Raw genomic sequence first — 12,890 nt, forward strand, 5'->3', positions numbered from 1 at the left:
ACCCAGGAGAACGAGCGATGAAGCATTTCACCCAGTTCCTCGCAGCAGCGGCTCTGTCCGTGGCGGCAGCCCTGCCGGCCCACGCTGAAACGACGCTGACGATCCACTACCCGATGCCGGGTTTCTTCAAGGACGTGATGGACACGATCTCGAAGAAGTTCATGGAAGAAAACCCCGATATCAAGATCCAGTTCGCCGCTCCCTCGGCAACCTATGAAGACGGCATCCAGCTGATCCTGCGCCAAGCCGGCACGTCTGAAATGCCCGACGTCACCTTCATCGGCCTCAACCGCCTGCGCATGCTGAACGAGCGCAATGTCGCCGTCGACATGACGCCGCTGGTCCAGAAGGAAGGCAACATGGCCGAGCAGGGCTTCTCGGACACGATCCTGAAGCTCGCCCAGGTCAAGGGCAAGCAGGTCGGCCTCGCCTTCGCCACCTCCAACCCGATCATGTATTACAATGCCGATCTCGTGAAGGCGGCCGGCGGCAATCCCGACAGCCCGCCGAAGACCTGGGACGAAGTGATCGCGCTCGCCGGCAAGATCAAGGCGCTCGGCAACGGCGTCGATGGCATGGACTTCCGCTGGCAGGGTGACGACTGGATGTTTTCGGCCCTCCTCTTCGGCGCCGGCGGCAAGATGCTGAGCGACGACGAGCAGAAGGTCACCTTCAACGGTCCCGAGGGCCAGAAGGCTGTCGACCTGATCAGCCGCTTCGTCAAGGAAGGCGGCATGCCTGTTTTCACCAAGGCAGCGGGCGAACAGGCCTTTGCAGCCGGCAAGGTCGGCTTCGAATTCCAGACAACAGGCGCGCTCGTCAACACGATCAAGAATGTCGGCGCCAAGTTCGACCTGCGCACCGCCCAGATCCCGCTCATCGATCCGGAGAAGGGTCACCTGCCGACCGGCGGCAACGCCGTCGTCATCCTCGCCAAGGATCCGGCCAAGCAGGACGCTGCCTGGAAGTTCGCCAAGTTCGCCGCCGGCCCCTATGGCGCTTCCGTCGTCGTTCCCGGCACCGGTTATGTTCCAAACAACGAACTTGCCGCCAAGTCTGCCGAATATCTCGGCGACTTCTACAAGAAGAACCCGCTCTTCCAGGCCGGTCTCAGCCAGATGCCGCGCATGATCCCATGGTATGCCTTCCCCGGCACCAACGGCGTCAAAGTCACCCAGACGATCGTCGACAACCTGTCGCGCATTGTCGATGGCTCGGCCGAGCCGAAGGAAGCGCTCGACGACGCAGCCGCCGACGTCGAGAGCATGCTGCCGCGCAGCTAATTCCTGGAATGATACGCGGGCTCAAGCGGCCCGCGGTTTCGATCGGAACCGCCGCGTCCAATAGGTGTGGCGGTTTCCTCATTCAGGAGGTTGCGCACCGTGCCACCGAGGCGGAGGGTATGCGACAGTTCCAGATGCCGCAGCGGCGCATCGTTTTCGACGATATCGAGCAGCAGCGATGCCGCCGTCGCGCCCATGCTGAGATCGGGCATTTCGATCGAGGTCAGCGTCGGGTTGATGAGCTTGCCGATCGCGATACCGTCAAAGCCGGCAACGGAGATATCGTCCGGCATACGCAAGCCTTCGCGATTGATCGCACCGATGACGCCAAGCGCAATCAGGTCATTGGAGCCGATAATGGCGGTCGGGGAAAATGTCCGCAAGGCCTGGCCGAGATCCATCTGGTCATAGCCGTTGACGAACGGGACCTCTACGGCCTCGAACGGGGGTACGCCCGCTGCCTCCATCGTCTGCAGATAGCCGCGGTAACGCAAAAGCGCGCGGTCCGAAGCCCTGAAGCTACCCGATACATAGAGGATGCGCCGGTGGCCCATGGACAAGAGATGCTCGGTCAGCCGGCAACCGGCCGCATAATTGTTGACGGTCACGGCTGCCGGATATCGGGCCGTCGGAGAGCTGCCGAGCAGCACGGTCGGCGGCAGGTCCTGCGCCAGTGCCGGGCTTGTCTCACCATTGCAGACCGTCAGGATCAGCCCGGTCGGCCGCTCACCGAGAAGCCCTGCCACCGCATTGGCTTCCTGGTCAGGATCGTAGTTCGACTGCGCGATGAGAACGCTGTGGCCGGCGACCAGCATGCGGTTCTGGATGCCTGAGAGGGACGAAGCGAACACCGGATTGGTCACACTCGGCACCAGCACGCCGATAACAGGCCGGCGGCCATTGCGGGCAGAGGGGGCGGCTGCGCGATAGCCGACATCGGCTGCAGCGCGGCGCACGCGAAGCGCTGCCGCCTGACTGACCGGGCCGCTGAGGTTCAGCACGCGGCTTGCCGTCGCCATCGAACATCCTGCCCTAAGCGCAACCTGTTTCAACGTCGTCATCGCCATCCTGTCCGTTCCCGTCGAGGTTTGCAGGCTCTTACGGGCGGATTGTCATGAAATGATGACGGGCCGGGTCTCAACCCCGGTTGGGTTTAAGACCAAGGATCTGGCGCACACCATCCTTGGTGAAGGGCTGCGTCAGTTGGCGGACGAAGCCGGGAGCGATCTGGCCCTTGATGCCGATGTCGGTCGAGGAGGGGCGGTCGGGATTGAAATAGGTGCCGAACAGCTGGTCGAACAGCACGACATTCTCGCCGTAATTCGTATTGCCCTCGCGCAGATCCTTCGAATGGTGCCATCGGTGAAGCCGGGGCGTCGAGAAGACGAGGTCGAAAAGGCCCGTCCGCATGTCGACGTTGCAGTGCGTCAGGATGCCGATGAAGGCGGTGACCGCACCAAGCCACCAGAAGACCTGCAGCGGAGCACCGAGCAGGTAGAGCGGGATCTGGCTCAACGCGATCTTGAACAGGGAATCGATGACGTGGAAACGGCCGGTATTGATGACCCAGAGGCGGGTGACGCTGTGATGCAGGGCATGGAAGCGCCAGAAGAACAGCCGTTCATGGGCGATGCGGTGCGCCCAGTAGAGGCCGAACTCGGCGATGATGACGGCAAGCGTTGCCTGGAGGATCATCGGCCAGGATGACGGCCAGAGACCGAACTGCATGGCGGCAAGCGGCTGCAGTAGTCCGGCGGCAAGCATCGGAAAGATCGCTGCCGAAAGTGCCGCCAACTGTACCAGCCCCTTGGTCAGAACCGTGTGGGCGATATCGTTGGCCGTCTCGCCATCCGCCTCGAGCCAGCGCTGCTCGTAGGGAATGATGCGCTCGAGGAGGAAGAGCAGGATAACCGCGGCCGCATAGACGGCCGAAAAAGCGACCAACGGCTGTTCATTGGCGAAAGCGAAATAAGCGCCCGTCAGGCCGGAGAAAAACACCAGAGGCCAGGACAGATAGGCAAGAGCACCTTTTACGGCTGCGGCGGCTTTCGACATCGATGTCATGTTCCCTCAAGAGCTCCGGTTTCGAGCCAATCGCCCAATTCCTGCCCGGATCGTCCGCGGCTGTCGCTGCATGGATCGATCCGGAACGCCGTCGGCCCGGCATTTGCGCCAGTCATGCCATCGATCAGGACGATCGGCAATCGCTTGCGTCACCTGCCTCGCGGAACGATGTGGTCAAGCTGTGGACGGAGGATTGCCAGCGGCATTGCGTGGCGCTGTCGATTTTCTGCACGTGGGCGCGACAACCCCGGCAGAGGACGGTTCTGCAAAGTTTGAGTTGACCGCTTTCGATGGTGAGGCGACAGTTGCAACCTGACGGCAAGGCAGGAGGAAAACGATGGACGAGCAAGACGGCTGGCGCAACATGGCGAGCGCGCCGAAAGACGGTAGTCGGATTCTGGTCACGATCCGCGCGTCCGAACAAGGGCCGGCAGAAGTCGATCTCGCGTACTGGTCGAATGGCGACCAGTACGCTTCAGAAGGCTGGCGCGCCTCTGATTCCTCGCCCGGACACATCATCGAATATGCCGAGCCGGAATTGAAGTGCTGGATGCCGATGCCGTCAGCCAATCTCGCTCGCACTTCGATGCCCGCTCCCTGGGAAGGCGACGACGCCCAACAGCTTGACGGATCAGGCATCTGAGAACTCGTGGCCCCTGCTGCGGCGATTCGATACGCAGCAGGGAGCAAAATACAGTCGAGGAAGTGTTCCTTGCGCGCGAGGGCCTTGATCAGTGAGGAGCGCGCGACGATGGCTTATTCACTGCCGGCCGTCGCAGGGGCTCTTTCTAGCCCAAAACCGCGCTGACCGCTTTCACGGTGGCCGCAACGATCGCATCCGCCTCCTTCTCGCTGAGGCAAAGCGGCGGCGCGAAGCCGAGGATATCGCCCTGCGGCATCGCGCGGCCGATGACACTCTGCTTGAGGAGGGCGGCAGCGATCTGCGGGCCGATCTTTTTCGACGGGTCGAAGAAACGGCGATTGTCGCGCTCCTCGACGAATTCGATGGCGCAAAGCATGCCCTCGCCGCGGACCTCGCCGACATGGGCGTGGCTGGCGACGGCCTCTGCCATGGCCTTGCGGAAATAGCCGCCGACCTTGCCGGCATTGGTGACGAGATCGAGCTTGTCGATGAGTTCAAGGTTGGCAACGCCCGCTGCCGCGCAGATCGGATGGGCGGAATAGGTCCATCCGTGGCCGATCGGACCGTTCTCGTCCGTCCCTCTTTCGAGCACTTTCCAGACCTTGTCCGAGACGATCGAACCTGAAAGCGGGGCATAGGCCGAGGTCAGGCCTTTGGCGATGGTGATGATGTCGGCTTCGAGCCCGTAGTGACTAGAACCGAACATGCTGCCGAGCCGTCCGAACGCAGTGACGACCTCGTCTATGATCAAAAGGATGTCGTGCTTGCGGAGCACCTTCTGTATCGCCTCCCAGTAACCGGCCGGCGGCGGAACGATGCCGCCGGTGCCGAGCACGGGTTCGCCGATGAAGGCCGCAATGGTGTCGGCCCCTTCGCGCTCGATCAACGCCTCCAGCTCCGCCGCGCAATGGGCCGAAAACTGTGCCTCGCTCATGGCCATATCAGGCCTGCGATAGTAATAGGGTGCCTCGGTGTGAATGACCTGCGACAGCGGCAGGTCGAACTTCTTGTGAAAGAGTTCAAGACCGGTGAGAGAGCCAGTCATTAGTCCGGAGCCGTGATAGCCGCGCCAGCGCGAGATGATTTTTTTCTTTTCTGCCCGGCCGAGGATATTGTTGTAATACCAGACCAGCTTGATGTTGGTTTCGTTGGCGTCGGAACCGCCGAGCCCGAAATAGACCTTCGACATGTTCTTCGGCGCGCGCTCGACGATCATTCTTGCGAGCGTGATCGAGGCCTCCGTGCCGTGACCGACATAGGCGTGATAATAGGCGAGTTCCTTTGCCTGGGCGGCGACGGCATCCGCGATCTCGCTGCGTCCGTAGCCGACATTGACGCAATAGAGCCCGGCAAAGGCATCGAGCAGCCGATTGCCGTCGCGATCTTCGATGTAAACGCCCGAACCGCCGGTCACGATACGGTTGGGACTCTCGCCGCGGGCATGTTGGGCAAGATGCGTCGAAGGATGGAAAAAGTTCTCGCGGTCCCACTTGTCGAGCTGATCATTGGTGAGCATCAATTCGTTCCTTTGCTGTTATGCCCAGTCGCGGCAGACATATTTCATGTCCATGAAAGCGTGCATTCCATGCAGAGCGCCTTCGCGGCCGATTCCAGACTGTTTCATTCCGCCGAAGGGGATAGGGGCGCCCGTGACTTTCGTCCGGTTCACGGCGACCATCCCATATTGCAGCGCCCGGCTTGCCCTATAGATCCGTCGCGGATCGCTGGTGTGCAGGTAGGCGACCAGGCCATATTCGGTATCGTTGGCGCGCTGCAGCGCCTCTTCCTCGGTGTCGAAGGGCGCAACGGCTGCCACCGGGCCGAATGTCTCCTCCCACATGATCGATGCGCCGGGCGGCACGTCGGCAAGCACCGTTGGCTCAAAGAAGAGCGGTCCCTTGTCATGCCGCCTGCCACCGGTCAGCAGGCGTGCGCCGGCCTGCAGCGCATCGGCTACCTGCTCCTCCAGCTTGGCGATTGCGCGGGCGTTCATCAGCGGGCCGATGTCGGGGTCGTCGAGGCCCGCTCCGACCGTCAAGGCGCCGACACGCTCGGTGAACCGGCGGCAGAATTCACCATAGACGGGGCGTTCCACCAGGAAGCGATTGGCGGCCAGACAGTCCTGACCTGACGTTGCGAACTTCGCCTTGACCGCCTCGTCGACCGCCTTGTCCATATCGGCATCGGCAAAGACGAGGAAAGGGGCGTGACCGCCGAGTTCCAGCACCAGGCGTTTGACCGTGCCAGCCGAGCGGGCGTAGAGCAGCCGTCCGATTTCCGTCGAGCCGGTGAAGGAGAGAGCCCGCACGCGCGGATCGACGAGCCACGGTTCGACCACAGTTGCGGCATCCCCTGTGACGACATTGAAGACACCTGCCGGCAAGCCCGCCCGTTCGGCGAGTTCCGCCAGGGCCAGTGCCGAATAGGGTGTCTCGTGGCTCGGATGGGCGACGACGGTGCAGCCCGCCGCAAGCGCTGCCGCTGCCTTTCGGGTCAGCATCGCGGACGGAAAGTTCCAGGGCGTGACAAGCGCTGCAACACCGACCGGCTCCAGCCAGACCTCCATCTCCGCATCGGGCAGATGCGACGTCACGCCGGTAATATCGGGCCGTTTGGCCTGTTCGGCATAATACTCCACGAAAGAGGCCGCGTAGTCGATCTCGCCCTTTGCCTCGGAGATCGGCTTGCCCTGTTCGACAACCATCAGGCGGGCGAGATCCCGTCGATGCGCCAGGATGAGCTCGAACCAGCGCCGCAGAAGACGCGAGCGCTCCTGGGGCAGCGCGCCGGCCCAGGCCGGAAAGGCGCGTGCGGCCGCCTCGACCGCCGCAGCACTTTCCTGCGCCGACAGGCTGGCCACGTCACCAAGCCATGCGCCGGTCGCAGGGTCGGTCACCGCGAAGGTCCGGCTGGTTGCAGAAGCCATCCAGCGCCCGCCGATATAGGAAAACTGGCGGATCAGGCGGTTGTCGTCGAAGCCCGTGAGCGGTGATTTCGCAACGTCGGCGGAATGGGTCATGATCTGTCTCTTGCTGCGTTTCCTGCGGCTCCAATGTCGCGCATGAGCCGCAGACGAAGTCTCTTCTGGCGGCCTCGCCGGCAGAGAGAGCATCTCTATTCGCCACCCGCGCCGGCGTTTTCGTCTGTCCATTCCGCGAGCAGCAGATCGAAGGGCAATGGTGCCTGCTCCTTGACCGGCTTGGTGACGATGTAGCTGTAATAGCGCGCAAGCCCCAGCGGCTCGTCCAGGAGCGTATCCATCAGCCGCTGATAGCTGTCGACATCGCGGCTAACGATCTGCAGCAGGTAATCGAAGCCGCCGCCGACCGCCCAGCAGCCGACGATCTCCTCCCTTGTCTTGACGGTGCGCTCGAAAATTTGGAAAGCCTGCGATCGATGGCGTTCCAGCTCGACGGTCACGAAGACGGTAACGCTTGCGGCTATCGGCTTCAGGCTGATGTCGGCCCGATAACTGCGGATGATGCCCGCCTTTTCCAGCCGGTTCAGCCGCTCCCAACAGGGGCTCGGTGAAAGGTTGATACGGCTTGCAAGCTCCGCCTTGGAGATGCGCGCCTCCCGCGAGAGCACCTTGAGGATCGCGATGTCGCGGCTGTCGAGCTTCAGCATGGCGATGTGCCGCAACAGGAAGGCGTGATCAAGACCACCTCAGACCTCCATCACCGTTCCGGCGGCGGCTGCAGCACACAGCCGGCGGGCAAAGGTCGCGATCGCCGTATCCTGCGCGCCGGTGCCGGTGAGATCGCAGATGGTGATATCCGCCTGGCTGAGGCGGCCGGCAGCGAGCCCGCTCGCCACGGCGCCGAGTTCGGCAGGTGCTGCTTTCTGCCAGAGGCCGGCGGCGACGGCGCTTCTGAGCTCGCCCAAGATCTCGCACTGGCTGACGCGGTCGCAGATATAGGCGTGCGCCGCAACGAGCGCCTTCGGATCGATCTCGTTCTTCTCCGACTGATCGGAGCCCATCGCCGTGATATGAAGGCCGGGATGCAACCATTCAGCCTTCAGGATCGGCTGGAACGACGGCGTGGTCGTGACGACCAGCTGGCTTTCGGCAACCAGCCGCGCCGGATCTGCCTCGACCATGGCCTCGATACCGAGCGTGCGGGCGATATCGCTGGCGCAGATTTCTGCCTTGGCCAGGTCACGGCCCCAAACGAGAACCCTGCCGAATGGGCGCACGAGATGAGCCGCTTGAATTTGCAGGCGGGCCTGGACGCCGGTTCCCATCACTCCGGCCGTCTCGACCTGCGCGGGCGCCAGATGGCGGGCGGCCACGGCTCCGGCGGCCGCCGTGCGGATGTCCGTCAGGTAGCCATTGTCCAATAGCAGCGCTTCGACGAGACCTGTGGTGGCGGAGAAGAGGATCATCAGACCGTTGAGGCTCGGCAGGCCGATCTTCGGATTGTCGAAGAAACCCGGGCTCACCTTGATGGCGAAACCATCGAAACCCGGAATATACGCCGTCTTCACGTCGACCTCGCCGTTGACCGCAGGGATCGCCATCGACAGGATCGGCGGCATGATAACGTCACCCGTCGCCAATGCCTTGAAGGCGTCCTCGACGACATCGACTGCGTGGAGATCGAGACGAACCGCCTTGCGCAGTTCCGTCTCCGTCAGGATCATGATGTCATGCGCCATAGCGCCGTCCTTCCAGAAGAGTGTTGCCGAGCGTCACTGCCTTGCCCGAGACGATCCGGGTAAAAGTCGGCATGTCGAGATTGCGGCCGGTGAGGATGGTCGCAGCCGGTCCTTCGGGCAGCGCGACCTTGCCCGAGAGAACTGCGGCAAGGCCGACCACGCCGGCACCCTCGGCCACGATGCGCTCCTCGTGGTAGACCACCTGCATGGCGTTGTAGATGTCCGCCTCGCCGACCAGCACCGTCTCGTCGAGAAGATCCCTGCAAAGATCGAAGGTGAGGCGGTTGTGGAGGCCGATGCCGCCGCCGAGCGAATCTGCAAGACTTGCCACCTCTTCCACCTCCACCGGCCTGCCGGCGGAAATCGAGGCAACCATCGCAGCTCCCCGGTCCATGGAAATTCCGATCGTGCGGATCTTCGGATTGATGGCCTTGGCCGCCAGCGCCACACCGGCTGCAAGCCCCCCGCCGGACAAAGGGATCAGCAGCGAGGCGATATCGGAACGGTCCTCCAGCATCTCCAGCCCGATCGTCCCCTGCCCGGCAATCACGTCGGCATGATCGAAGGGCGGTATCTCGACGAAGCCTTCTTCCGCACAGAGACGACTGCTTTCGGCCTGCGCGTCGTCCTGGCTCCGGCCGACGATGCGTATGTCGGCGCCGAGCGCCCGGATGCCGTCGACTTTGGCCTGCGGCACTAGCGACGACATGCACACGACGGCCCTAATGCCTCTGGCGCGGGCGGCGTAAGCAACGCCGCGCCCGTGATTGCCGGTCGAGCAGCAGACGACGCCTTGCGTTTCGGCGGGCAGGCGGGCGATCGCATTGGCCGCCCCGCGTATCTTGAAGGCGCCAACCGGCTGGGCGATCTCCAGCTTCAGCAGAAAATCGCGTCCCGACTTCTGCGTCATGAAGATGGATGGAACGAGCGGGGTGCGGACCGCATCTTTGGCGATCCGGGCGCGCGCCGCCAGCACGTCGGCAAGCGTGATCGGGTCGCCTCCGCTCATTGCGCTTCCGTGACCGCCCTTAAGAATTGCTGCGTGCGCTCCTTCTGCGGATTGCCGAAGATTTCGGCAGGCGTCCCCTCCTCGTGGATCTTGCCCTTGTCGAAAAAGCAGACACGGTCCGAGATCTCACGCGCAAAGCGCATTTCATGCGTCACCATCAGCATGGTCAGATCGTGCTCGGAGGCAAGCCGGCGAATGACGGTCAGCACCTCGCCGACGAGTTCCGGGTCAAGCGCCGAGGTCGGTTCGTCGAAGAGCATGATGCGCGGGCGCATGGCAAGGGCACGCGCGATGCCGACGCGTTGCTGCTGGCCGCCGGAAAGCTGGCCGGGAAACTTGTGGGCGTGGTCCGTCAAACCGACGAGTTGAAGCAGCTCCTCCGCCCGCTCCTTCGCCTCGGTTTTCGACAGACCAAGCACCACGCGCGGCGCTTCCATAAGGTTGCGCAACACTGTCATATGCGGAAACAGATTGAACTGCTGGAAGACCATGCCGAGCTGCTTGCGCATGCCGCGAAGGTGGTTTTCGCCGGCTGCCACAAGGGCACCGTTCTTCCGCTCGTGCCACAGCGGATCGCCGCCGACATAGACGGCGCCGCCATTGATCTTTTCGAGCGTCATCAGGATGCGCAGCACGGTCGACTTGCCCGAGCCCGAGGGGCCTATGATGGTGACTTTCTCGCCCGGGGAGACGCTGAAATCCAGGTCGTTGATGACGACGAAATCGCCATAGGACTTCTTGACCTTGTCGAAGACAATGACCGGCTCGCTCATCTTAGCGGAATTCCTCTCTTCGGGAGGTTGATGTCGACATACCGCACGAGCGCGGAGGCGAGGATCGTCAGGAGCAGATAGATCCCGCCGACCATCGATAGCGGCACGAGATAGTCGAAGGTCTGATCGCCGATGATCTTGGCGACGTTCAGCATCTCGAGCACGGTGACGACCGAAAGCACCGGCACGTCCTTCATGATCGACACGAGGTAGTTGCCGAGTGCCGGGATGATGCGCGGTATGGCCTGTGGCAGGATGATGTGGGTAAAGGACCGGTGCGGCGGCAGGTCGAGCGCCTTGGATGCCTCGTGTTGGCCGTGCGGCACCGCATCGATGCCGGCGCGATAGACCTCCGACGTATAGGCGCTGTATTGGATACCAAGTGCCAGCGCCCCGGTCATGAAAGCCGGCAGGACGATGCCGTAGTCGGGCAGCACGTAATAGAGGAAGAACAGCTGCACGAGCAGCGGGGTATCGCGGATGAATTCCGTGACGAAGGTGGCAGGCCAGGAAACGACGCGCGATGGCGCGCCCTTCAGGACGGCGAGGACCAGACCGATCACCATGGCGACGAAAAAGCCGAGGATCGAGGCCTCGATGGTGACGACGAGCCCGCGCAGCAATATCGGCAGGATCGAGAGCGCGAAGGCCAGCTCGCCGTGGGTCGTATCCCATTCATATCCGAACAACATCCGGCTACCTCCTTACGCCGCGCCAGCGGCCAAGGGCATTTTCGAGCATGCGCATGGCAAGCGACAGGACAAGCGCCATGCCGAAATACATGAACAGGATGATCGTGTAGATCGTGGTGGAATCCTGATAGAAGTTGCGCAGCTGCTCGGCCTTGAAGGCAAGATCGGCGAGGCTGACGAGCGAGACGAGCGCCGTGTCCTTGAGGTTCTGGACCGCCAGATTGGAAAAACTGGGCATCATTTCCGGAACAGCCTGCGGCAGAGCCACCCGGAAAAGCGCCTGACGCGAGGTGAAGTTCAGCGCGGTTGCCGCCTCGTACTGATTGCGGCTGACAGCCTCAATTGCGCCGCGAACCACCTCGGCACCATAAGCGCCGATGTTGAGCGCAAGCGCCAGAACCCCGGCTGCGACCGGTGGCAGCCGAAGGTCGAGACCGACCATATCGCCGGCGATCGGCAGGGCGAAATAGAGCCAGAACAGCTGGACCAGAAGTGACGTGCCGCGAAAGACCTCGATATAGACGATCGAGAAGCCCCTGATGAACCAGTTGCCGGACAGCTTCCCGATGCCGAACAGGAACGAGAAGAGTCCGCCGAGTATCGTCGAATAGACGGTGAGTTCGATGGTGATCCAGGCACCCTCCATGAGAGGGCCGAGATAGTCCGTCCAGTGCATCCGCAGCGTTCCCCATCGGTTTTAAGGTGGCTCACGTCGAAACGGCAGCGACCGGAGCTTTGCGAAATCCGCCCCGGCCAGCCGTATCGACCGATGCAATCCGTGCGGATTACATAGCGCAGAGCTCCTTGGTCGTCTTGGCCGACGAACCTTCGATGTCTGCCGGGGTAAAGCCGTAGCCGGAGAGGATCTTCTTCCACTCATCGGTCTTCTTGAAGGCTTCGAGTTCCTTGTTGAAGGCATCGCGCAGATCGGTGGAACTGGAATTGAAGTTGAAACCACCCCAGCTTCGCACTTCCTTGCCGTCGACGACCGGGTCTTTGAACTTATCGACGATCTGGACCTTGTCGCTCTTGCCGGCAAGTTCGCTTGCGGTCAGGCCGGTTGCCGCATAAGCATCGGCGCGACCGGTCGAGACGGTCGAGATCGCATCGGAATTAGCCGCGATCGTGACGATGTTGGCTTCCGGTACGCCAAGCGCCTGCATCATGTGAAGCTGGTCGGCACCGGCCATGATCGCGACTTTCATGCCGCCCTTGGCAAAATCGGAATAGCCGCTCAGACCCTTCGGATTGCCCTTGGCGACCAGCAGGCCCTCACCGTAGGACGTATTGGGCTCGGAATAGATGACCTTCTGGCAGCGTTCCGGCCGGATCGCCATCTCGCTCGCCGTCATGTCGAAGCGATTGGCCTGCAGGCCGGGGATCAGCGAGGAGAAATTAGTAACCACCCACTGGATGTTATCGGCCGAAATGCCGAGCTTGCCGAGCACGGCTGTGGCAACGTCCGGGCCTGCTCCCTTTGCCGCCCCGCTGGGGTCCATAAAGCCATAAGGAATTTCGTTGGCGACCGCGACGCGGATAAAGCCGCGATCCTGCACTTCCTTCAGCGTGACTGCACCCGCCACCGAGGCGCCGACGGAGACGAGGATTGCCGTCGCCAACGCCGTTTTGAACATGCTCCGTTTCATTCGCTTGCTCCCGTTTTTTTCTCTGCTGGTTCCACACGTGTTTTCTTATGTTGTACACAACAGCATCGAATTTACGGGTGTGTCAATATTTTTCTTGCATTTTTTTACCGAATATAGCCTC

General features: G+C 62.2%; 13 protein-coding genes. 2 read left to right on the plus strand and 11 right to left on the minus strand.

The window, feature by feature from the left end; genetic code table 11:
- Positions 1–17: 17 nt before the first annotated feature.
- Positions 18–1,283: an ABC transporter substrate-binding protein gene (locus tag FHT92_RS17430; protein WP_183827601.1), complete on the plus strand. Its 1,266-nt coding sequence runs from the start codon at positions 18–20 to the stop codon at positions 1,281–1,283.
- Here the strand turns inward: FHT92_RS17430 and FHT92_RS17435 are convergent.
- Both FHT92_RS17435 and FHT92_RS17440 read right to left on the minus strand, forming a co-directional pair.
- Positions 1,280–2,344 carry a substrate-binding domain-containing protein gene (locus FHT92_RS17435; RefSeq protein WP_183827604.1) on the minus strand — a complete coding sequence of 355 codons (1,065 nt, stop codon included), beginning with the start codon at positions 2,342–2,344 and terminating at the stop codon, positions 1,280–1,282. The two genes, FHT92_RS17430 and FHT92_RS17435, sit on opposite strands and share 4 nt — an antisense overlap.
- 76 nt (positions 2,345–2,420) lie before the next feature.
- Positions 2,421–3,338 (minus strand): sterol desaturase family protein, encoded by a 918-nt coding sequence (locus tag FHT92_RS17440; RefSeq protein WP_183828479.1) that lies wholly within the window; start codon positions 3,336–3,338, stop codon positions 2,421–2,423.
- Positions 3,339–3,684: 346 nt separating this feature from the next.
- On the opposite strand from FHT92_RS17440, the gene FHT92_RS17445 reads away from it, so the two are divergent.
- On the plus strand, positions 3,685–3,990 hold the full coding sequence (locus tag FHT92_RS17445) for a hypothetical protein (protein ID WP_183827607.1): 306 nt from the start codon (positions 3,685–3,687) through the stop codon (positions 3,988–3,990).
- Between the two features lie 145 nt (positions 3,991–4,135).
- Here the strand turns inward: FHT92_RS17445 and FHT92_RS17450 are convergent, their stop codons facing one another.
- The 9 genes from FHT92_RS17450 to ehuB all read right to left on the minus strand — a co-directional run bounded on the left by FHT92_RS17450 (position 4,136) and on the right by ehuB (position 12,769).
- Positions 4,136–5,506: an aspartate aminotransferase family protein gene (locus FHT92_RS17450; RefSeq protein WP_183827610.1), complete on the minus strand. Its 1,371-nt coding sequence runs from the start codon at positions 5,504–5,506 to the stop codon at positions 4,136–4,138.
- Between the two features lie 18 nt (positions 5,507–5,524).
- Entirely contained in the window at positions 5,525–7,009 is a 1,485-nt protein-coding gene (locus tag FHT92_RS17455) for an NAD-dependent succinate-semialdehyde dehydrogenase (protein ID WP_183827613.1), read from the minus strand.
- A 95-nt stretch (positions 7,010–7,104) separates the two neighbouring features.
- Entirely contained in the window at positions 7,105–7,617 is a 513-nt protein-coding gene (locus FHT92_RS17460) for an Lrp/AsnC family transcriptional regulator (RefSeq protein ID WP_183827616.1), read from the minus strand.
- Positions 7,618–7,656: 39 nt separating this feature from the next.
- Positions 7,657–8,649, minus strand: a complete 993-nt coding sequence (locus FHT92_RS17465; RefSeq protein ID WP_183827619.1) for a cyclodeaminase — start codon at positions 8,647–8,649, stop codon at positions 7,657–7,659.
- Positions 8,639–9,658, minus strand: coding sequence for a hydroxyectoine utilization dehydratase EutB (eutB, locus tag FHT92_RS17470; RefSeq protein WP_183827622.1), 1,020 nt, complete (start codon positions 9,656–9,658; stop codon positions 8,639–8,641). The genes FHT92_RS17465 and eutB overlap by 11 nt, the downstream gene beginning before the upstream one ends.
- Positions 9,655–10,431, minus strand: coding sequence for an ectoine/hydroxyectoine ABC transporter ATP-binding protein EhuA (gene ehuA / locus FHT92_RS17475; protein ID WP_183827625.1), 777 nt, complete (start codon positions 10,429–10,431; stop codon positions 9,655–9,657). Before ehuA ends, eutB begins: the two co-directional genes overlap by 4 nt.
- Positions 10,428–11,123, minus strand: a complete 696-nt coding sequence (ehuD, locus tag FHT92_RS17480) for an ectoine/hydroxyectoine ABC transporter permease subunit EhuD (RefSeq protein ID WP_183742003.1) — start codon at positions 11,121–11,123, stop codon at positions 10,428–10,430. The genes ehuA and ehuD overlap by 4 nt, the downstream gene beginning before the upstream one ends.
- Before the next feature lie 4 nt (positions 11,124–11,127).
- Complete coding sequence (gene ehuC / locus FHT92_RS17485; protein ID WP_183742001.1) at positions 11,128–11,799, minus strand: ectoine/hydroxyectoine ABC transporter permease subunit EhuC; 672 nt, start codon at positions 11,797–11,799, stop codon at positions 11,128–11,130.
- A gap of 109 nt (positions 11,800–11,908) precedes the next feature.
- Entirely contained in the window at positions 11,909–12,769 is an 861-nt protein-coding gene (gene ehuB / locus FHT92_RS17490; RefSeq protein ID WP_183827628.1) for an ectoine/hydroxyectoine ABC transporter substrate-binding protein EhuB, read from the minus strand.
- Between the last annotated feature and the right edge of the window lie 121 nt (positions 12,770–12,890).

Origin of the sequence: Rhizobium sp. BK377 (assembly GCF_014193935.1) — a bacterium.
In the GTDB taxonomy this organism is placed as follows: Bacteria; Pseudomonadota; Alphaproteobacteria; order Rhizobiales; family Rhizobiaceae; genus Rhizobium.

Coding starts and splice junctions, on each gene's coding strand:
- FHT92_RS17465 (WP_183827619.1), bottom strand. CDS start 8,649: ATGGCGCATGACATCATGATCCTGACGGAGACGGAACTGCGCAAGGCG.
- FHT92_RS17460 (WP_183827616.1), bottom strand. CDS start 7,617: ATGCTGAAGCTCGACAGCCGCGACATCGCGATCCTCAAGGTGCTCTCG.
- ehuD (WP_183742003.1), bottom strand. CDS start 11,123: ATGTTGTTCGGATATGAATGGGATACGACCCACGGCGAGCTGGCCTTC.
- FHT92_RS17450 (WP_183827610.1), bottom strand. CDS start 5,506: ATGCTCACCAATGATCAGCTCGACAAGTGGGACCGCGAGAACTTTTTC.
- FHT92_RS17435 (WP_183827604.1), bottom strand. CDS start 2,344: ATGACGACGTTGAAACAGGTTGCGCTTAGGGCAGGATGTTCGATGGCG.
- FHT92_RS17430 (WP_183827601.1), top strand. CDS start 18: ATGAAGCATTTCACCCAGTTCCTCGCAGCAGCGGCTCTGTCCGTGGCG.
- FHT92_RS17440 (WP_183828479.1), bottom strand. CDS start 3,338: ATGTCGAAAGCCGCCGCAGCCGTAAAAGGTGCTCTTGCCTATCTGTCC.
- eutB (WP_183827622.1), bottom strand. CDS start 9,658: ATGAGCGGAGGCGACCCGATCACGCTTGCCGACGTGCTGGCGGCGCGC.
- ehuB (WP_183827628.1), bottom strand. CDS start 12,769: ATGAAACGGAGCATGTTCAAAACGGCGTTGGCGACGGCAATCCTCGTC.
- FHT92_RS17455 (WP_183827613.1), bottom strand. CDS start 7,009: ATGACCCATTCCGCCGACGTTGCGAAATCACCGCTCACGGGCTTCGAC.
- ehuA (WP_183827625.1), bottom strand. CDS start 10,431: ATGAGCGAGCCGGTCATTGTCTTCGACAAGGTCAAGAAGTCCTATGGC.
- ehuC (WP_183742001.1), bottom strand. CDS start 11,799: ATGCACTGGACGGACTATCTCGGCCCTCTCATGGAGGGTGCCTGGATC.
- FHT92_RS17445 (WP_183827607.1), top strand. CDS start 3,685: ATGGACGAGCAAGACGGCTGGCGCAACATGGCGAGCGCGCCGAAAGAC.